Source organism: Mesorhizobium sp. Root554 (assembly GCF_001427025.1).
GTDB lineage: Bacteria > Pseudomonadota > Alphaproteobacteria > Rhizobiales > Rhizobiaceae > Mesorhizobium.
The window spans coordinates 1,640,278-1,659,958 of the sequence record NZ_LMGA01000001.1 but is presented as its reverse complement, the minus strand read 5'-3'; the positions used below and the strand labels follow the sequence as shown (position 1 = coordinate 1,659,958).

17 protein-coding genes are annotated in these 19,681 nt (G+C 65.0%); 8 read left to right on the top strand and 9 right to left on the bottom strand.

Annotation, left to right across the window (positions count from 1 at the left end; genetic code table 11):
• Positions 1–6: 6 nt before the first annotated feature.
• Entirely contained in the window at positions 7–288 is a 282-nt protein-coding gene (locus ASD44_RS08005) for a hypothetical protein (protein ID WP_056115691.1), read from the top strand.
• A 70-nt stretch (positions 289–358) separates the two neighbouring features.
• A complete protein-coding gene (locus ASD44_RS08000; RefSeq protein ID WP_056110485.1) occupies positions 359–673 on the top strand; it encodes a long-chain fatty aldehyde decarbonylase in 315 nt (104 codons plus the stop codon).
• Positions 674–735: 62 nt separating this feature from the next.
• Here ASD44_RS08000 and ASD44_RS07995 read toward each other — a convergent pair whose 3' ends face one another.
• The 4 genes from ASD44_RS07995 to ASD44_RS07985 all read right to left on the bottom strand — a co-directional run bounded on the left by ASD44_RS07995 (position 736) and on the right by ASD44_RS07985 (position 5,454).
• Positions 736–2,229, bottom strand: a complete 1,494-nt coding sequence (locus ASD44_RS07995; RefSeq protein ID WP_056110481.1) for an esterase-like activity of phytase family protein — start codon at positions 2,227–2,229, stop codon at positions 736–738.
• A 141-nt stretch (positions 2,230–2,370) separates the two neighbouring features.
• The gene (locus ASD44_RS07990) at positions 2,371–3,765 is read right to left on the bottom strand and encodes a DUF2778 domain-containing protein (RefSeq protein WP_056110479.1); all 1,395 of its coding nucleotides are present in this window, start codon (positions 3,763–3,765) and stop codon (positions 2,371–2,373) included.
• Between the two features lie 16 nt (positions 3,766–3,781).
• A complete protein-coding gene (locus ASD44_RS18355) occupies positions 3,782–3,967 on the bottom strand; it encodes a hypothetical protein (protein WP_156459810.1) in 186 nt (61 codons plus the stop codon).
• 62 nt (positions 3,968–4,029) lie between these two features.
• Entirely contained in the window at positions 4,030–5,454 is a 1,425-nt protein-coding gene (locus tag ASD44_RS07985; protein WP_082542413.1) for a PLP-dependent aminotransferase family protein, read from the bottom strand.
• Between the two features lie 88 nt (positions 5,455–5,542).
• On the opposite strand from ASD44_RS07985, the gene ASD44_RS07980 reads away from it, so the two are divergent.
• Complete coding sequence (locus ASD44_RS07980) at positions 5,543–6,406, top strand: DMT family transporter (RefSeq protein WP_056110476.1); 864 nt, start codon at positions 5,543–5,545, stop codon at positions 6,404–6,406.
• Between the two features lie 273 nt (positions 6,407–6,679).
• On the opposite strand, the gene ASD44_RS07975 is transcribed toward ASD44_RS07980, so the two are convergent.
• Positions 6,680–7,153 carry a VOC family protein gene (locus ASD44_RS07975; RefSeq protein ID WP_200946454.1) on the bottom strand — a complete coding sequence of 158 codons (474 nt, stop codon included), beginning with the start codon at positions 7,151–7,153 and terminating at the stop codon, positions 6,680–6,682.
• 243 nt (positions 7,154–7,396) lie between these two features.
• Positions 7,397–8,047 (bottom strand): hypothetical protein, encoded by a 651-nt coding sequence (locus ASD44_RS07970; RefSeq protein WP_056110473.1) that lies wholly within the window; start codon positions 8,045–8,047, stop codon positions 7,397–7,399.
• 850 nt (positions 8,048–8,897) lie between these two features.
• On the opposite strand from ASD44_RS07970, the gene ASD44_RS07965 reads away from it, so the two are divergent.
• Positions 8,898–9,938 (top strand): DUF4062 domain-containing protein, encoded by a 1,041-nt coding sequence (locus tag ASD44_RS07965; RefSeq protein WP_162246418.1) that lies wholly within the window; start codon positions 8,898–8,900, stop codon positions 9,936–9,938.
• A gap of 4 nt (positions 9,939–9,942) precedes the next feature.
• Here the strand turns inward: ASD44_RS07965 and ASD44_RS07960 are convergent, their stop codons facing one another.
• Complete coding sequence (locus tag ASD44_RS07960) at positions 9,943–12,711, bottom strand: UvrD-helicase domain-containing protein (protein WP_056110469.1); 2,769 nt, start codon at positions 12,709–12,711, stop codon at positions 9,943–9,945.
• A 91-nt stretch (positions 12,712–12,802) separates the two neighbouring features.
• A complete protein-coding gene (locus tag ASD44_RS07955; RefSeq protein ID WP_056115688.1) occupies positions 12,803–14,713 on the bottom strand; it encodes a sugar phosphate isomerase/epimerase and 4-hydroxyphenylpyruvate domain-containing protein in 1,911 nt (636 codons plus the stop codon).
• A 678-nt stretch (positions 14,714–15,391) separates the two neighbouring features.
• Here ASD44_RS07955 and ASD44_RS07950 point away from each other — a divergent pair.
• Positions 15,392–15,829, top strand: a complete 438-nt coding sequence (locus ASD44_RS07950; RefSeq protein ID WP_056110467.1) for a VOC family protein — start codon at positions 15,392–15,394, stop codon at positions 15,827–15,829.
• A gap of 27 nt (positions 15,830–15,856) precedes the next feature.
• Here the strand turns inward: ASD44_RS07950 and ASD44_RS07945 are convergent, their stop codons facing one another.
• A complete protein-coding gene (locus ASD44_RS07945) occupies positions 15,857–16,540 on the bottom strand; it encodes a TetR/AcrR family transcriptional regulator (protein ID WP_056110465.1) in 684 nt (227 codons plus the stop codon).
• 278 nt (positions 16,541–16,818) lie between these two features.
• Here ASD44_RS07945 and ASD44_RS07940 point away from each other — a divergent pair, with 278 nt between their 5' ends.
• The 3 genes from ASD44_RS07940 to dctP are packed head-to-tail and all read left to right on the top strand — an operon-like array spanning position 16,819 to position 19,646.
• On the top strand, positions 16,819–17,727 hold the full coding sequence (locus tag ASD44_RS07940; RefSeq protein WP_082542557.1) for a shikimate dehydrogenase: 909 nt from the start codon (positions 16,819–16,821) through the stop codon (positions 17,725–17,727).
• Positions 17,724–18,614, top strand: coding sequence for an SMP-30/gluconolactonase/LRE family protein (locus ASD44_RS07935; RefSeq protein WP_056110463.1), 891 nt, complete (start codon positions 17,724–17,726; stop codon positions 18,612–18,614). Before ASD44_RS07940 ends, ASD44_RS07935 begins: the two co-directional genes overlap by 4 nt.
• Positions 18,615–18,659: 45 nt before the next feature.
• Positions 18,660–19,646 (top strand): TRAP transporter substrate-binding protein DctP, encoded by a 987-nt coding sequence (gene dctP / locus ASD44_RS07930; RefSeq protein WP_056110461.1) that lies wholly within the window; start codon positions 18,660–18,662, stop codon positions 19,644–19,646.
• Positions 19,647–19,681: the final 35 nt, after the last annotated feature.

The window sequence follows — 19,681 nt, the reverse complement described above, 5'->3', positions numbered from 1 at the left end:
CCGCTTTTGAACGACTGGCTGGAAATCCTCAGGCAACAGACGGAGACGGGCGACAGGATGAGCCGCGACGTGCCGTCGATGCTGGACGATCCCGAGATCAGCGAGGCGCAGGTGAGGGCGCTGTTTTCCGCGCTGGAGACTCAGGCCGACTTCGTCGAGAAGCTACGCATGGCGCTGGAGAAATTCGGCCACGATTTTCCGATCATCGAGGCCGCGGAGCGCCTCGAGGACCGCTATGCCGACCTTGCGGCGTCGGCGGCGGAGAAACTCAAGGACATGCGCGGCTGAACAGCCGGCATCGCAACCCTCTTGGCACGTCGTCCGTTGCTGGAGGCAATAGAGGCAATCGGAGAGAACCATGGCCACCGAGCAATATCACGAGCCACCCGAAGAGCTGACGCAGAAGGTGCGCACATTCGCGCGCATGATCACGTCGCTGATCGAGGAAGCCGAGGCGATAAGCTGGTATGAACAGCGCATCTCGGTTGAGAAGGACAAGTCGGCGCGGGCGATTATGGAGAACGCGCAGAAGGAAGAATTCAAGCATTTCGGCATGGATCTGGAGTGGCTGCTGCGGGCCAAGCCGGACTGGCGCACCGAACTGAAGGAAATACTCTTCACCACCGGAGACATCGTCAAAGCCGGCGAGAAGGGTGAAAAGAAGGTCGACTGATACGGATCGACGCGAAGGGCCCGAAATCGGGCCCTTTTCAATGGTCCCTGGCAAATCTGACGTTACTGGGATGCGTGCGTCGTCAACCCTGGCAGGGTGACCTGATAGACGAGGAACATGGTGTCGACATCGGCACCGTCCTCCGCCTTGTAGGCTGCGCCGACCTGATAGCCGTCCTGCGTCAGGAAATCATTGTCGTTGGCGACGAAGAGGAAGTAGTCGTCCGGCAGTTTGGGGTCGAGCACGCTGGCGAGCGACATCGCTTCCCACTTCTCGGATAGATTGTCCTTGTCGTTCGGCGCGCCGTTGTGCAGGCCGAATCGGGCCAGCTCGGCGCCACCGTTCATGTCGATGAAAGGCGTGAGCGTTGCCGGCTTGATCGATGCGTCCACGACGCCCTTCGGCGCGGCGGGCTTGTCCTTGTCGAAATCGGTTCCGGCAATGTCGGTCGCGGCAGAAACGTCGACGATGTCGATGGAGCGGTAGAGCGAGGTGTCGCCCTTGAGGCCCTGGCCGTTGCCGCTGTCGCGCGACAGCATGAGGAAGGTCTTGTCGGTGAGCGCTACGATCTCGCTCTGGGCGGCAACCGTGGTCTTGCCCTTGGCATCGGTGAAGACCGGCAGCGGCACGATGTATTCGTGCGCAAGCTTCAACTGAGACGGGTCGGTCGCATCATAGACGAGCGCGCGGGTATTCTGGCGCGTCGAGGGCGCGTCGCCGCCATCCTGCCGCGCCGCCGATTGCAGCACGGCGATGAGCGTCTTGCCGTCTGGCGTCAGCGCCATGCCTTCAAGGCCCTGATTGTTCTGCCGGCCGGTCTCGGGGTTCTTCGGCTCCGGCCCGGCCGCTCCGGGTCCCGGATTGTTGGAGGCGAAATTGGCCGCGCCCTTGCGCATCGGTACCATGGCGGCGGGCGGCTGCGTCGCCGACAGCAACCGGCCCTCGGCCGAAAAACGGTAGATGTTCGGACCATATTCGTCGGAAATGAACATGGTCCCGTCGGGCAGGCGCGCGATCGCCTCATTGTCGAGCGCGATCTTGCCGTTGGCTTCCGGCAGGATCGGCATGTCGCCGGCGGCGGCGCGGACGCCATCGAGCGGATCGAGACCGGTGGTGTCGGCGCCGGCATTGTCGGTGAGCAGCAGACTGTCGGTCAGCGTCGCCTTGACGCCGGCCTGCTGGCTGCCGGCTTCAGGCGTCGCGCCCGGAACGACCGGCGAGAACTCGATCGACAGCGTATTGAGGCGCGGGCGGTAATCGACGGTGCCGACGGCGTTGTAGCCGCGGTCCGGCAGCAGCCACAACGTGCCCTTGTAGCCGTTGGCGTCGCGCGTCCAGCCTTGCTGGTCGATGGCCATGCCGGAACCGGAACCGAAGGTCTCGCCGAACTGGTCCTTCTGGTTGGCTGGGATACGGCCGGCGCCGACCAGTCCCTTGTTGACGAAGGCGGTGCCGCCAACGGTGGCGGAATTGTCAGCCAGGGCGACGGATGACGTAAGAGCCGTCAGCGCTGCCAGGAGTATGGCACGCGCGACCGGAGGGTGGATATTCTTCATGGTGGACCTCTCATGGGCGATAGACGGCTGAACCGCGCTCCGGCCATGGCCGGAACGTTCGCCTGCCTGTCTAGGCCGCCAACATGATAGGTGCGTGACAACGCCGTGACGCTGAAAGGTCGCCCGTTTCCCGGCTTGGGATCAGGCGTCGTTGCCGTTCCGGGCCATGCGCGTGGCGGGCTGGCTTCGGCCGCCGCGTCCAGCCACGACGACGAGGTACTTGACCTTGCCTGCCTTGAAGGCCTTGAGGAACTTCGGATAGTCCTTGAAGGCAACGCAGCCATGCGACTGCGCAGCGCCGCCACGCAGCAGATAGCTGTGGGCGAGCAGCCCATCGCGGCCATGCTTGGTCTTGCCGTCGACCGGCAGCAGGCGAATCGCCTCGACGCCATAGAAGCGCGATTCGCGCATCACCATCCTGTAGGTGTCGGGCGGCGTCGGGCCGAGGTTCTTCACCCCGATATAGGCGACATTGTCGACCATCCGTCCGATGCCGGAGTGCGCTTCCAGCCGCGTGCCGTCGGGCATATAAACCGTTTGCGCGCTGATGTCGTAGATGGCGGTGTCCTTGCGGGGGCGCGGGGCCGAGAACAGCTTCTTGAAAATGCCGCCGCCATCGGGATTGTCCGGACGGGCGAAGGCAAGCATTTCCTGTTTCGGCTTTTCGGCGGGCTTGCGCGCGGGTTTGGCTGCTTCGGCGATGCGTGGTCCGGCGTCCGGCCGCGCGGCATTGGAGGGTGCAGCCTCGGCGCGCGCGGTTTCGGTCAGCTTCGGACGACGCGTCGGCAACGGCGCAGCCTCGGGAATTGCGGCGAGCAGGACCGTGTCGCCTTCTGCCTCGACCGGTTCCAGCGGCGACACAAAAATGCCGTCCGGCACGTCTGAGGCGATCGCGGTCGGGTAGACGAGGGCGACCTCGACCTCACCGGCGGCGGCAAGCGCCAATGCGAGGCGCGACGAACGTACAGTCTCGGTGACGCCGGGGCCGAAACGGGATGCCTCGGGCGCACCGTGAACGGATATCCCGCTGGAGAAGCGCTCGCGCAGGGGTGGCGGGGCCGGCTCGGCGCTGGCAAGGACCATATCGGCCTGCGCGAAGGCGGCGGCAAGCTTGGCCGGCGACAACGCCGCCTCGGCTACCTTGCGGTCGAAACGCTCGGCGGCGGATTGGATATGCGCAAGCGGCGTAGCGTCGAGGCCGGCGAGGCGAACCGATTTTTCCACGCCGGACGGCTTCAAGCCCGGCAGGACGCGGGCCTCGCGCGGAGCCGAAGGCTGTGCGCCGGCAAGGCGGAGGCTGTGCCGCGGCGCGCCGGAAAGGGCAGCGAGCGTGGACGAGGGCAGGGCATGCGGATTCAGGTCCGAGGCCAGCGTGTTCGCCGCCGAGGACAGGCCGGCCATCATAGCCAGCGACCACAGGACGAGGCCGGCGCCGACAGCGGGGACCACGGCCCAGCGCAGGACGCTGCCATAGCCAGCCGGCTTGCGGGTCGAGCCGCTGGCGGAACGTCCGCCCTTCACAAACAAATACGCCATACCAACCAATTTTCTCTCAACCGGCGTCGCGGCCTTCAGGACCGACGCTGCCGAACAAACCTGCGGCGCGCCCCCGCGCCATGCCGTTGTTGCCGATTGATTCAAAAGATGGACAAAGTTGGTTAACCAATCCCTGTGCCGCCGCCATTTTTCTGGCGGGCCGATGCGCGCATTCGCGTTTTCCGGCCACGAAAAGCGGCAAGTCCCACTCTCCTTGGGTTTTCTAAAGCCCGGTTTTTGGCGTGGAGTCAAGAAAAGGACGCATCAGCGGTTTTGCACGGTGCCCCGCAACACCCTGTCCAGCACCTGAAAAATGCGGTCGTCCGACATCTGCGAGACGTTGAACCGCATCGCGCTTCGGGCCGATTGCCACGGGCTGAACACGTTTCCCGGCGCGAGCACGATGTTTTCGGCAAGCGCCGCGCGGGCAATGTCGGCGGCATCGACATCGTCCGGCAGCCGGCACCACAACAGCATGCCGGCCTGCGGCTCGAGCCAGGGCGTCACGCCGATGGTCCTCAGCCTCCCCGCGACGTCGAAGCGGGCGCGCGCCAGCCTGCCGCGCAGATGTTCCAGGTGCTTCCGGTAGCCGCCATCGCTCAGGACGGCCAGCACCAGTTCGGCATCCAGCCGGCCGCCGCCGAAGGAGGTGGCGATCTTGAGGTCGATCAGCCTTTCGATCCATTCGGGCCGCGCCGCGACATAGCCGCAGCGCGCCGAGGCCGACAGCGTCTTGGAGAAACTGCCGATGTGGATGACGCGGTCCAATCCGTCGAACGCAGCCAGACGGGGCGCCGGGCTGTGTTCGAAATCGGCGAAGATGTCATCCTCGACGATCGTCAGCGCGAACCGCTCGGCCAGCTTGAGCACCTTGTGGGCGGCGACCGGCGACAGCACCGCGCCGGTGGGGTTGTGGATGGCGGAATTGGTGAGGTAGAGACGGGGCCGGTGCTCGGCGAGCACCGCTTCGAGACGTTCGATATCGGGACCGGTCGGCGTATAGGGCACGCTGACGACGCGGACCCGGTGAGCGCGCAGCAACGCCTGGAAATTGAAGTAGCAGGGGTCGTCGAGCAGTACCACATCGCCCGGCTCCAGAAGCAGGCGGCAGAGCAGGTCCAGCGCCTGCGTACCGGACTCCGTCAGCAGGATCTGGTCCGGCGCCGCCTCGATGCCGCGTTCGGCGATCCTGCGGGCGATGAGCCGGCGCAGCGGCGGCAAGCCGAGCGGCGAGCCATAGTCGGCCAGGGCGGGGCCGTCGGCGCGGGAGAGCGCGCGCAGCGCCTTGCGGATGCCGTCCTGCGGCATCCACGACGGCGGCAGCCAGCCGCAACCCGGCTTCAGGCTGGCCTCGCCGGCCTCAAGCGATTGCCGGGAAACCCAGAACGGATCGACGGCGCGGTCGAGCTTCGGGCCGACCTCCGACAGGGCCAGCGGCGTCGCCTGCCCGGCGACGTAGAAGCCCGAGCCCGGACGGGAGCGGATGGCGCCTTCGGCGACCAGCCGCTCATAGGCCTCCACCACCGTCGAGGGCGACACTTTGAGCGCCGAGGCCATGGCGCGGACGGAGGGCAGTTTCGCGCCGACGGTGAGGCTGCGCCCGGCGATGCGCTGGCGCACCGTTCGCATGACATGCTCGACCCGCGTGCCGGCAAGGGAGTCACTCATCTGTACTGAACTCGACGCCATAACAGTTTGAACGAACTGTAACGAACCGTTTCTGGTTTCGCCAGTCCGGAACGCCGATACGAAGCGGGCAGTTTCGAAGGAGCATGGCATGGAGCGGTCAGCCGCCGGTTGGTTCAACGGCTTTGTCGGCGTGGTGATCTTCAGCGGATCGCTGCCGGCGACGCGCATCGCCGTGCTGCAGTTCGACCCGGTGTTCCTGACCGTCGCCCGCGCGGCGATCGCCGGCGTGCTGGCGCTTGGCCTGCTCGCCATGTTTCGGGAGAAGCGGCCGGCGCGCGGCGACCTCGCGGCGCTCGCCGTGGTCTCGCTGGGCGTCGTCATCGGCTTCCCCCTGTTGACCGCGCTTGCGCTGCAGCATGTCACGGCGGCGCACTCCATCGTCTTCGTCGGGCTGCTGCCGCTGGCGACGGCGGTGTTCGGCGTGATGCGCGCCGGGGAGCGGCCGAAGCCGATCTTCTGGGTGTTCTCGGTGGCCGGCAGCGCGCTGGTGGCGGGGTTCGCGCTGTCGCAGGGGCTGGAGGCCTCGCCCATCGGCGACGGGCTGATGCTGGCGGCGATCCTCGCCTGCGGGCTCGGTTACGCCGAGGGGGCGCGGCTGTCGCGGCGGCTCGGCGGCTGGCAGGTCATCTCCTGGGCGCTGGTGCTGTCGCTGCCGGTCATGGCCGTGCTGGTCTGCCTCACCCTGCCGCCGAGCTTCTCGAACATAGAAACGCCGGCCTGGGCCAGCCTCGCCTACGTCTCGGTGTTCTCCATGCTGATCGGCTTCGTGTTCTGGTATCGCGGACTGGCGCAGGGCGGCATCGCGGCGGTCGGGCAGCTGCAGCTGCTGCAGCCCTTCTTCGGCCTGGCGCTGGCGGCGACGCTGCTGCATGAGCCGGTGACGCCGCTGATGCTGGCGGTGACGGTGGCGGTGATCCTGTGCGTGGCCGGGGCGAGGCGGTTCGCCCGGTAGGAGGAGCGTTTTACCCTCCCCATTGTGGGGAGGGTCGGACGAGCGATGGAAGCGAAGCGAAGTTTGCAAGAGGGGGTGGGGGTGAAAAACCTTCTTCGTTGATCCACCCCCACCCGGCGGGCCTTGCCCGCCGACCTCCCCACAAGGGGGAGGTAGGAGGCGTTCGCGTCCGCTGTCCCTGCCGGGGGCCCCCGCTGCTCCGCAGCTCCCCGGCGTTCGAGCCCTTCCATCGTGCCACCGGCACGATGGATTCGCCTGCGGCGAACCGGGCTCTCACCCCCGCCGCGCGGCGTCGATCTTGGCGACGTCGATCTTCTGCATTTTCATCATGGCGTCGAAGGCGCGCTTGGCTTCGGCGCCGCCGGCGGCCATCGCCTCGGTCAGGGTGCGCGGCGTGATCTGCCAGGAAACGCCCCATTTGTCCTTGCACCAGCCGCACTCGCTTTCCTGGCCGCCATTGGAAACGATGGCGTTCCAGTAGCGGTCGGTCTCCTCCTGGTCGTCGGTGGCGATCTGGAAGGAGAAGGCTTCCGTCTGCTTGAAGATCGTGCCGCCATTCAGGCCGATGCAGGGGATGCCGCAGACGGTGAAATCGACGACGAGCACGTCGCCTTCCTTGTTGCCCGGATTGTCGCTCGGCGAACGGTGGATCGCGCCGACCTTCGTATCCGGGAAGACCGAGGCGTAGAAGTTCGCGGCCGCCTCGGCGTCCTTGTCGTACCAGATGCAGATGGTGTTTTTCGGAATGGTCATGGGGGCTCCTTGCGGTTCAAACTGTCCGTCCTGAAACGACGGCCATGCATAGGACGTTCCGGGAGGCGCGGTGCCGACACGGGCATCGAAATTTTCGTCCGTTCGACCACGCGCGTCATGCTGCTTGATTTTCCACCGGCTTCCGGGATGACGACAGCAGAGGCGCGCGGAAACGACCGTCGGCAAGCGACATGCTTCGACGGATGGCATTGGCCGCAACGCTGGAGGGACCGACCGTCAGGACGTGTCTGAAAGCGCCCAGACGGCGAGGCCCTGGAGATCGCCCAGAACCGCGTGAACCGCATGGGCGGATCGCCGGCTTGGCCGGGAGCCCGGCGGCCGGCCCGGCCGCAGCGGCCAGGTGCGCTTGAGCCGCACCGGACCGGCAATCGCCGACGCGGCGGGCTGGCGCCTTGCCGCCCGCAGGCAGGCGAGGCGGCGGGCATGGCGCGGCAGGTCGTCCAGCACGGAACCCAGCGCCTCGAGGCGCAGCAGGAGACGCGCCGCGCCGATCGGATCGTGCGGCGAAGGGAGCGCGACCGGGAAGGGCGCGCTGAAGCCGGGAACGGAAATTCGCGGCACGGCCGAATGAGAAATGTGTTGGGTCCAGCGCGGTAAAGGATCGAACAGCGGCAGGGCGCGCGCGACGGCTTTCGGCGGCGTCGGCAGACTGCCGGCGATGCGCAGGGCCGAACCCTCCTGTGAGGATTTGCGCGGTGGTAGCACCACGACGAGGCCGCGCGCGGCGATAATGACCAGCCGCCGCGCGGCGGCTTCGGCCGGTCGCAAAAGGGCGAGCACGGCGCGATGCAGCCGGCGCGGCAGGGTGATGCCCGCATCCGTGCCAGCCGCGCCGCCGCCAGCGTGCCAAACCGGAAAACCCGCCATGGCGACGAGCGCCGCCAGGATGCGCCTCAGCGCTTCGCGATGGATTTCGATTGCAATTTTCCAGTCCAGTGCCGTCTCCTTGGCATACGGGCGGCTGGATTATGGGGGACACCGGCGGGGCGTGGATAGAGCGGGGTTTTGACCCTCCCTTCTCCCCTTGTGGGAGAAGGTGGCCGAGCGAAGCGAGGTCGGATGAGGGGTGCTGGCCGGAGTGTCAACGCCTCATTCCTTCCAACACCCCTCATCCGTCGCCTTATCTTGTCGCTCGCTTCGCTCCCGACAAGGGCGACACCTTCTCCCACAGGGGGAGAAGGAGGGTGCGGCGCCGCTTTGTCACCCTGGGCAAGCGAAGGCGAAGCCGAACGCGACCGGAGGATCCATGCCTGACCATCGATCATATGCGGGGCGGCCCAGAACCGGGTGCCCTTCGCCCACCGCTTCACGCGGACATGCCGTTCAGGCATGGATCCCGGGGTCTCCGCCTTCGCTCCGCTCGGCTCCGCCCTGGGATGAAGAAGAGAGAGGTTGCGCCTCTTATGGCCTCCCTGCGATTTCTAGCACTTGGCTCGCTCGCCCTCGCAGGCTCGGCCGCTCGCTAAGACGCTGAAATCGCTTTCTCCCAGAAGAGGTTGATATGAGCGCGATCTTGCCTGGCTGACAACGCACAGCCGGAAAGGGAAACGCATGTAATTTACGCAAGAAGGTTCCTCATACAGGAGAAGACAACTGAGGGCAGGCTAACTAATAACCGCATAATAGCCTGAGATTAAAAAACCTGTTCAATGTCATGTATTCGCATTGAAATGCTTTGTGCAAAATAGAAGGATGTCCAGGGGAAGGGAGGCTTCCGGTGACACAGCCAGTAAGATACCAAGTGTTTGTCTCATCTACCTACGAAGATTTACGCACGGAACGTCAGCAAGCTACGCAGGCGATTTTGGAAGGCGGTCACTTTCCGTCGGGGATGGAACTGTTCCCGGCTTCAGACGAGACCCAATGGGAATTGATTAAAAGAGTCATTGAAGAGTCAGACTATTATATAGTGATTGTTGGAGGAAAATACGGTTCGTTGGGCCCCTCTGGGAAAAGCTACACGGAAATGGAGTATGATTACGCGGTTGAACAGGGGCTTCCCGTATTAGGTTTTGTTCGATCAAATTTAGATTTAGTCGCGGCAAAATATGTAGAGACTGATCTGGAAAGAAGAACCAAGCTTGACGAGTTTCGTAAAAAGGTAATGGCACGTACCTGTCGAAAATTTGCCGATCCGCTTGAGTTGGGAATGGCCGTCATCAAGAGCTTGATGCATGAAACTCGAGTACGGCCAAGGGTAGGATGGCTTAGATCCGACCAAGCTAGGAGCGAGGAAGACAAGATACGAGAGCGAAAATTGGAAGCTTCTCTAGAGGAGGCTACGAACAAGATAAAGAAACTTGAGAGACGGCTTCGTGATGGTGCGCTGTTGACGAAAGAGATCGATCGCTCGCTATTGAGTCAAGGGGCAGACAAATTTCGTTTTAATGTTTTCTTTCAAGATGAATCGAAGAGGTATGTTTCGCAAGCTGTGGACGTTTCATGGGATGAAATATTTCGATCAATTGCACCCCCTATGTACGGATATATTATGAGAAAAATGAATTCGATGGACAAATATCCGTTTGAAGATAGTTTAGTAGAGTATATTAGGTTAAAAGTTATCGATCGATCTGGAAAGAGAAATATTGATATTCAGCCAGGGCAAGTGGAGGCTTGTGTTTTTCAATTCAAAGAGCTTGGATATATAGCATATGATGAGAAAGAGGACGATAAAGGAACAACATTTCGAGGCATCATACTGACGGAAGAAGGAGAGCGTTATCTCGCGCGTCTAATGGCGCAAGTAAAGAGTTGACACCTCACACCCCCGTCACAAACCCGTCCAGAACCTTTTTCTGCCCCGCTCTATCAAAGTCGATCGTCAGCTTGTTGCCTTCGATGCTCGCAATGTTGCCGTTGCCGAATTTCTGGTGGAAGACGCGGTCGCCGACGTTGAAGGGGGAGGGGGTGTCGGCGACAGATTTCGCCACCAGCTCGCCCTCGATGGTGCGGCCCTTGACCGAGCCGCGTCCGGCGCCGTAGCCGGAATCCGTCTCGCCATAGCCGATGCGCTCGACCTGGTGGCCGGAGCGCGTGCCCCAGTTGCGGCTCGTCGCCTCGGTGCGGTTTTGCTGCGCGCGCGCCCAGCCGGGCGTCGCGTAGGTGTTGGAGAAGGCGCCTGATCGGCCGCCTGCCGGGTGCCCGCTGCCTCCGGCATCGACCCGGCCTTCTCGACCTTCGAAAGCGCCACCGGCGCTTCCGATGCCTTCGGCACCGGTCTTCAAAGTGTCGAAGCGGGAGGCGCCGTAGGGGTTCTGGCGTCCGCCGGAAAAGCCGCCCCGCCCACCGGCGAAATTACCGCCGCCATAGGGGTTGCCGTAGCCGCCATAGGAATTGCCGCCTTCCTGCACCTCGACATGGGCTTCCGGCAGTTCGTCGAGGAAGCGCGACGGGATGGTCGACTGCCACAGGCCGTGGATGCGGCGGTTGGAGACGAACCACAGATGCAGGTTCTTCTTGGCGCGGGTGAGGCCGACATAGGCCAGCCGCCGCTCCTCCTCCAGGCCGGAGCGGCCGCCCTCGTCCAGCGCGCGCTGGTGCGGGAACAGGCCTTCCTCCCAGCCGGGCAGGAACACGGTCTCGAATTCCAGCCCCTTGGCCGAATGCAGCGTCATGATCGAGACGGCGTCCATGCCCTCGTTCTGCTCGGCGTCCATGACCAGCGCGACATGTTCGAGGAAGGAGCGCAGCGACTCGTAATCCTCCATGGAGCGGATCAGCTCCTTGAGGTTCTCCAGCCGTCCCGGCGCCTCGGCCGAGCGGTCGTTCTTCCACATGTCGGTGTAGCCGCTCTCCTCGAGGATGGTCTCGGCCAGCTCGGTGTGCGGCGTGGTTTCCAGCGCCGTCTGCCAGCGCTCGAAATTGGCGGCGACCTCGCGGAGCGCGGCGCGGGGCTTCGGTTTCAGCTCGTCGCTTTCGGCGAGCCTGGCGGCGGCTTCCAGCATGGGAATGCGCAGCGCGCGGGCGGTGGCGTGGATCTGGCTGATCGTGGCTTCGCCGAGGCCCCGCTTCGGCACATTGACGATTCGCTCAAAGGCGAGGTCGTCGGCGCCCTGCGCGACGACGCGCAGATAGGCCAGTGCATCGCGGATTTCGGCGCGCTCGTAGAAGCGCGGACCGCCGATGACGCGGTAGTTGAGGCCGATCTCGATGAAGCGGTCCTCGAACGAGCGCATCTGGAACGAGGCGCGCACGAGGATCGCCATGTCGTTGAGGTTGTGCCTGTTGCGCTGATAGGCCTCGATGGTTTCGCCGACGGCGCGGGCCTCTTCGTCGCTGTCCCAGGCGGCGTGGACGTTGACCTTCGGGTCCTCGGGGTCCGGGCGGTCGGTGAACAGCGTCTTGCCGAGCCGGCCCTCATTGTGGGCGATGAGATGGGCGGCGGCGCCGAGGATGTGGGCGGTCGAGCGGTAGTTGCGCTCGAGGCGGATGACGGCGGCGCCGGGGAAATCCTTCTCGAAGCGCAGGATGTTGTCCACTTCCGCGCCACGCCAGCCGTAGATCGACTGGTCGTCGTCGCCGACGCAGCAGATGTTGACTTTGTTTTCGCTCGCGGCCGCGCGTTCGCTTCGCTCACTGGCCTGCGCGGGCGCGCCCGAAACGTCGGGCGGGCGGCGGTCGCCGCCTCGGCCTTCGGCCGGTAGGCCGTCACTTGATTTCGGCCGTTGCGCCAGCAAGCGCAGCCACATGTATTGCGCGGTGTTGGTGTCCTGATACTCGTCGACGAGGATGTATTTGAAACGCCGGTGATACTCCGCCAGCACGTCGTGATGGGCGCGGAAGATGCGGATCGGGTGGCACAGAAGGTCGCCGAAGTCGCAGGCGTTGAGCGTGATCAGCCGGTCCTGGTAGGCCTTGTAGAGCTCGCGGCCCTTGCCGTTGGCGAAGGCGCGGGCGTCGCCCTCGGGAATGTCGGCGGGGCCGAGGCCCTTGTTCTTCCAGCCGTCGATCATCTGGGCGAAGGTGCGCGGCGCCCAGCGCTTGTCGTCCAGCCCCTCGGCCTGGATGAGCTGGCGGATCAGCCGCACGACATCGTCGGTGTCGAGGATGGTGAAATCGGAGCGCAGGCCGGCCAGCTCGGCGTGGCGGCGCAACAGCTTCACGCCGATCGAGTGAAAGGTGCCGAGCCACGGCATGCCCTCGACCGCCTCGCCGACGAGCAGGCCGATGCGGTTCTTCATCTCGCGCGCGGCCTTGTTGGTGAAGGTGACGGCGAGGATCTGGCTCGGCCAGGCTTTTCCGGTGGCCAGAATGTGGGCGATGCGGGTGGTGAGCACGCGGGTCTTGCCGGTGCCGGCGCCGGCCAGAACCAGCACCGGGCCTTCCGTGGTTTCCACCGCCAGCCGCTGCTCGGGGTTGAGGCCGTTCAGATAATCGGGCGGCTGGTTGCCGCCCTGCCGGGCCGCCATGGCGCGCGCGGCGATGCCGGACGGCGCGGCCGAGGGCGCACTCTTCCCGCCGGACGGGGCAGAGGGCCTCGCGCCCGGTTCATCGAAGAAGGGCATGTCGTCGTCGGGAAAGCCGGACATTTCCTCCGAATGTAGTGATTCGGGGCGAAAAGGCCAGCAATCTCGGTCCGGCAGCCCGGCAATGTTGCCAAAGTGTTCTCTGCCGGCGTCTCTACAGGAAGGCGGCGGCGCCGTCTTTCGGCATGCCCTTGGGGCGCATCAGCCGCTTCTGCGCGGCGATGCGGAAGGGCGCATTGGGCGCGCCGTAACCCGCATAGCCGCCGCGCCGCTCGACGATCTCGACGATGAAGCCCTCGCCGAAGGTCGGCGCGTAAAGCTGGAAGAACTCGCCATGATCGTCGCGGTCGTAGAGGATGCTGGCGGCGCGCAGCCGGTCGGCCAGTTGCGGTTCGAGGCCGAAGCGAGCCTCGACATCGTCGTAGTAGTTGGGGGATATCGCCAGCGGCTCGAAGCCGCGCAACCGCAGCTCCTCGGCGGTGGCGAAGATGTCGCCGGTGGCGAGCGCGAGATGCTGCACGCCGGAGCCGAACGTCTCGGCGACGAAATGGCCGGCCAGCGTGCGGCGGCTCCCGGCGCCGTTGAGGGTGAGCCGCAGCCGCTTGTCCGCTCCCTCGATAACCTGGCTGCGGACGATACCGCCGGGGTCGATCACATCGACCAGCGGGGTCTTGGTGGTCTGGAACAGCGAGACGTAGAAGAGCAGCCAGCTCGGCATGTCCTCCTGCGCCATCGTCTGGCCGATATGGTCGATGCGGGTCAGGCCGACGCCGCCCTGAGCGTTTGTGGCGGGGAGCGGCGCGAATTCGATGTCCCAGACCCTGGCCAGATCGGTCTTGCCGTCGATGAAATAGACCAGCCCGCCGCCGACGCCGCGCACGGCGGGGATGGACAATTCTCCCGGTCCCACCGGCTGGTGGAACACCTCCGCGCCCAGCGCCCGGGCGCGCGCCACGGCGGCGGCGGCGTCCTCGACCTTGAGGCCGATCGCATAGGCCGAGGTGCCGTGGACGACGAAGGAGGAATGGGCGAAGCCCTGCCGCTCGGTGTTGACGACGATGTTGATGTCGCCCTGCCGATAGAGCGTGACGTCCTTCGATACATGCCGGCCGGCCTCGGTGAAGCCAAGCGTTTCGAGCAGCATCCGGAGTTCCCCGGCGCCTTGCCGATCGGCGGCGAACTCGATGAACTCGACGCCCTCGACGGTGATGCGGTCGGGCATGGCCGGAACGGAGGCCGTGATTTCAGGCTCCTGCCGGCGCACCTGATCCATCAGCCAGACCAGCGAGCGGTGGCCATCGACCGAGATGGCGCGGGCGGAGCCGCCGCGAAACTGGTCGTTGAAGATTTCCAGCGACAAATAGCCGTCATAGCCGGTCGCCGCCACCGCCTGCATGAAGTCGCGCACCGGCAGGTCGCCTTCGCCCGGCATGTTGCGGAAATGCCGGCTCCAGTAGAGCAGGTCCATCTCGATCTGCGGCGCGTCGGCAAGCTGGACGATGAAAATCCGGTCCTTCGGGATCGAGCGGATGGAGGCGAGGTCGATCCTGCGCGCCAGCGTGTGAAAGGAATCGAGGATCAGGCCGATATTGGGATGATCGGCGCGGCGGACGATCTCCCAGGCATCGCGGTGGTCGTAGACATGCCGGCCCCAGGCCAGCGCCTCGTAGCCGACGCGCAGGCCGCGCCGGGCGGCGCGCTCACCCAGTTCGTGGAAATCGGCGGCGGCGCGGTCGATGCCGCCGAGCGAAACCGGCGATACCGACGAGCACACCAGCATCAGGTCGGTCCGCAGTTCCTGCATGACGTCGAACTTGCGCTCGGCGCGGTCGAAGGCGCGGCTGCGCTGCGGCTCGGGCAGGCCTTCGAAATCGCGGAATGGCTGGAACAAGGTGATGGCGAGGCCGGCGTCGCGCGCCATCTGGCCGACATCGCGCGGCGAGCCGTCGAAGGCGAGGAAATCGTTCTCGAAAATCTCGACGCCGTCGAAACCGGTGGCGGCGATGGCGGCGAATTTCTCGGCAAGGTCGCCGGCAATCGAAACCGTTGCGATGGATGTTTTCACCACGACCCTCCCGAAGCCATAATGTACGAACTGGTTCGTACATTATGGCAGGGCGAGAGCGGCGGCAAGGGTGGGAGACGGCGGCAAGGGCGGCAAGGGTGATGCGGAGCATCGGGGGTCCGCGCATGCCCTTCGTCATCCGGAAGCGGGCCGAGCGCACCATGCGTCATCCCGGAAGCCGGAGGGAAACGGAGGCTATCCGGGACCCCTGGCCGCAAGATAGTCAGGCGCGGCCCGGTCCTTGCGTTGGTGCGCCTTCCTGCTCTTGGGCGGTGGCGCGCCTCGCGATTGATGGTGCAAACCTCGAACCCGGCCGCCCTGCTCAATGGGTCCCGGGTCTGCGCGACGGTCTTCGGCCTGCTCCGCCCGGGATGACGAAGGTGTGGCCTCTTCCGTCCCCTTTTGTGGAAGGGTCGCGCCGCAGGCGGGGTGGGGAGTTGCCTTCTCCCCTTGTGGGAGAAGGTGGATCGGCGTGCAGCGCCGAGACGCATGAGGGGTGCTGGCCGGAGCGTGGGCTGCGCTGGCTGGAGCACCCCTCATCCGACCTCGCTTCGGGGGAGAAGGGACTCCTGTCGCGGCGGGCGGAAGGCAATTCCAGATTGTGAAGAATGGGCGGCAGCCTTTATGCTGGGCACGTTTAGATTGGAATGACCTGGAACGGCACACCGGAGATCTGAAATGGCGCTCAAGCGGATGGACAATGTGGGAATCGTGGTCGAAGACCTCGGGGAGACAATCGATTTCTTTCGCGAACTCGGCCTCGAACTCGAAGGGCGGGCCACGGTCGAAGGAGAATGGGCCGGGCGTGTGACCGGGCTGGGCGACCAGCATGTCGAGATTGCCATGATGCGCACGCCGGACGGCCACAGCCGGCTCGAGCTTTCACGCTTTATCCGGCCGGCGGTCGTCGCGGATCACCGGAATGCCCCGGTCAACGCGTTAGGCTACCTCCGCGTCATGTTCACCGTCGACGATTTAGACGACACGCTTGAGAGGCTTAGCAAGCGCGGCGCGCAGCTTGTAGGCGAGGTCGTCGAGTACAAAGACGTGTATCGGCTCTGTTACATTCGCGGGCCTGAAGGCCTTCTCATCGGACTCGCCCAGGAACTGGGCTGAGGACAATTACGAACTTCCTGTCCAGGTTCACTCCCCCAGCACCTCGGCCTTGGAAGCAAACCGCAGCACCATATCGACGGTGTTGCGCTTCAGCCGCTCAAGCTGATCGGGCGCGCCGATGTCGCGGCCGAAAATCTTCGAGAAGGTGGCGCGGTTGGAGACGTTGAAGAAGCAGAGCGCGCTGACCTGCCAATGCAGCTCGACCGGATCGAGGCCCGGCCGGAACTTGCCGTCCTCGACGCCGCGCGCATAGACGCGGGCGATGTGGTCGATGGCGGTGACGTTCAGTTCGCGGATGACGTCGGACTGTTCCAGATACACGCCGTGATGGATGTTCTCGATCATCACCATGCGGATGAATTCCTCATGCAGATGGTGGTGGTCGAAGGTGAATTCGACCAGGCGGGTCAGCGCCGCGACCGGCGGCAGCCCTTCGATGTCGAGCCGCGCCTCGCCCTCGCGCACCTGCCGGTAGGCATTCTCCAGCGCATGGAGGTACAGCCCCTCCTTGTCGCCGAAATAATAGTAGATCATCCGCTTGCTGAAGCGTGTCTGGGCCGCGATCTCGTCTATCCGCGCGCCCGACAGGCCGTTCAGCGCAAACTCCTTCGAAGCGATCTCAAGGATGTTGCGGCGCGTGCCGTCCGGGTCCTGGACGCGTGTCGCGCCCCGATCCTTCTTGGGCTTTTGTCCGGGTTTCACCGCTGCCATGCCAATTCCGTTCCACCGAGTTCCATCGGCAATTGACTAAACTAACCAGTTAGTACATTGTCCGCAAATCGGGACGGCTCCATTTACCGGCGGGTCCCGCATGAAGACAAGAGCGCTGCGAAAGCGAAGCACCGGGAAGTCAAGTCGCCGGGAGAGACGCCTGACAGGAATGGCGCCTTGAAAGGGGACACTGGAAGAACTGTGCGATGGGAGAAGAGGGCGATCCGCGGATCGTCCGCGAGCCTGGAGGCGGCTCGCCGAGGGAGGAACAGACGGGAATGGCCGACACGTTCGTCGACCTGCTTGGCCAACTTGTGGCCGACCATCGCGGCGCCGCCGGAACGGGCCACGATACCGTTATTGTCGGCCTCGCGGGCAGGGGCATCCAGTCGTCGCGCACCCCGGGCATGCATGAGCGCGAGGCGCGCCGGCTCGGTATTGCCTATTCCTACCTGCTGCTCGATTTCGACCGGCTCGGCCTGCCAGATGCGGCGCTCGGCGAGGTAGTCTCAGCCGCTCAAGCCGCCGGTTTCCATGGCCTCAACGTCACGCATCCGTTCAAGCAGGCGGTGATCCCGGTGCTGGACGCCCTGTCGGACGAGGCGCGCGCCATCGGCGCGGTCAACACGGTGGTGTTCGCGGGCGGCCGCAGGGAAGGCCACAACACCGACAGCTGGGGTTTTGCCGAGAGTTTCCACGAATCGATGGCGGGCGCGCCGATGGGGCGCGTCGCGCTGTTCGGGGCCGGCGGCGCGGGGGCCGCCGTCGGCCATTCTCTCATGCAGCTGGGGGCGGGGCGGCTTTCGATCGTCGATACCGAGCCCGGCCGCGCCGAAGACCTGACCTTGCGCATGAGCGCTTTCTTCGGCGACCGCGTCGAGGCCTGCGCCGATCCATCCGCCGCCGTGCGGGCCGCCGACGGCATCGTCAACACGACGCCGGTGGGCATGGCCAAATATCCGGGCACGCCGTTCGATTCGGCGCTGCTGCGGCCGGAAAAATGGGTCGCCGACATCATCTATTTTCCGCCGGACACCGAACTGCTCGCGCAGGCGCGGGCGGCTGGCTGCCGGACGCTGCCGGGAACCGGCATGGCGATCTACCAGGCGGTGCGCGCGTTCGAACTGTTCACCGGCCGCCCGGCGGACCGGCGCGCCATGGCCGGCCATTTCGAGGCGGCGCTATGAACGCGGTGACGCCGAACGTCCGTATCGACTGCGTGGTGGAAAGCCGCGACCGCCTCGGCGAGACGCCGCTGTGGTGCGACCGCACGCAAAAGCTGTGGTGGATCGACATCGAAAACCCGGCGTTGCGATCCTATGATCCGGCAAGCGGCGCGCAGGAGGCCGTGGCGCTGCCCGGCACCTATGCCGGCACCCAGGCGCTGACCAAGGCCGGCGACAGGCTGCTGGCGGAAGACCTGACGCTTTACTCGCGCGACGCCGATACCGGCTACCGCTGCGACCTGCTCACGCTGGAGCACGGGCTCGACAACCGCCTGAACGACGGCCGGGTCGATGCGCGCGGCCGCTTCTGGGTCGGCACGATGGACAACGGCCTGTCGCAGCCGAACGGATCGCTCTACCGCGTCGACACGGACGGCGTGGCGACGCGCGTCGAGACCGGCGTCGTCGTCTCCAACGGCATCGCGTTCTCGCCTGACGGCAGGACGCTCTATTTTACCGACACGCGCCGCTACACCAGCTTCGCCTACGATCTCGACCTCGACGACGGGGTGATCGCCAACCGCCGTGTCTTCGCCGACTATTCGGCCAGCGGAGACAGGCCGGACGGGGCGTGCGTGGATGCCGACGGCTGCCTGTGGGCGGCGTTCTTCGCCGGGGGGCGGATCGTCCGCTACCGGCCGGACGGGCGGATCGATCGCACGATCGCAATGCCGGTGACCAATCCGACATGCCTGGCGTTCGGCGGACGCGATCTGAAGACGCTTTACGTGACGACGGCGTGGAAATTCCTGAGCCCGGAACAACTCGCGGAGGAGCCGCAGGCTGGCGGGCTGTTCGCCATAGAGGGCGTCGGGCAGGGGCTGCCGGAGCATCGTTTCGGCGCGTGAAATTGGCCGGCGGGAAAACGCCGGGAGGAAAACGGGAGGACTGGAATGAACAGGGTGACAAGACGGACGCTGCTGGCGGGCGCGATTTCTCTCGGCGTGCTGGCGATGGCCGGTCCGGCTATGGCCGAGGCGATCAAGCTGCGCTTCGCCGATTCCACGACGGCGGATGCGCCACGCTCGCAGGCGCTGGTCAACATCTTCGCCAAGGAACTGGGGGCCGATTTCGCCTTCGAACCCTATTTCGGTTCGTCGCTCTACAAGCAGGGCACCGAGATCGTCGCCGTGCAGCGCGGCAACCTGGAGATGGCGCTGATGCCGCCTTCGGATTTCGCCAAGCAGGTTCCGGCCTTCTCGATCCTGACGGCAGCCTATCTGGTGCGGGACGCCAGGCACATGAAGGCGATCTTCGATAGCGACGTCGGCGCGGAGTTCAAGAAGTTGGCGCGCGACGAGATGGGCGTCGTTGTCCTGGCGCCGGCCTATTACGGGGCGCGGCACGTCAACCTCAAGGGCGACAAGAAGATCATGAAGCCGGAGGATATGGCCGGCATCAAGCTCAGGATGCCGGGCGGCGAGGCGTGGCAGTTCCTCGGCGAATCCATCGGCGCCAATCCCGTCGCAATGGACTACGCGGAGGTCTATACGGGCCTGCAGACCGGCGCCATCGACGCGCAGGACAATCCGCTGCCCAACGACAGACTGATGAAGTTCTACGAGGTGACGAACCAGATCGTTCTCACCGGCCATAATGTCGGCTTCGGCCTGCTGCTCATCAACGCCAAGCTGTTCGACAGCCTGACGCCGGACCAGCAGAAAAAGATGCAGGACGCGGCGAACGCCGCCTTTGCCTGGAGCGACGCCGAATACGTCAAGCAGGAAGCCGAGCTGATCGACTTCTTCAAGCAGCAGAAGCTGGACGTCTATACGCCCGACGTCGATGCGTTCCGCGCCTACGCCAACAAGAAATACCTGGAATCGCCGCTTTCGAAAGATTGGCCCGCCGGCATGGTCGAGCGGATCAACGCGCTTTGAAATTATCGTGCATGATCAACACTGGGAGGTACTGA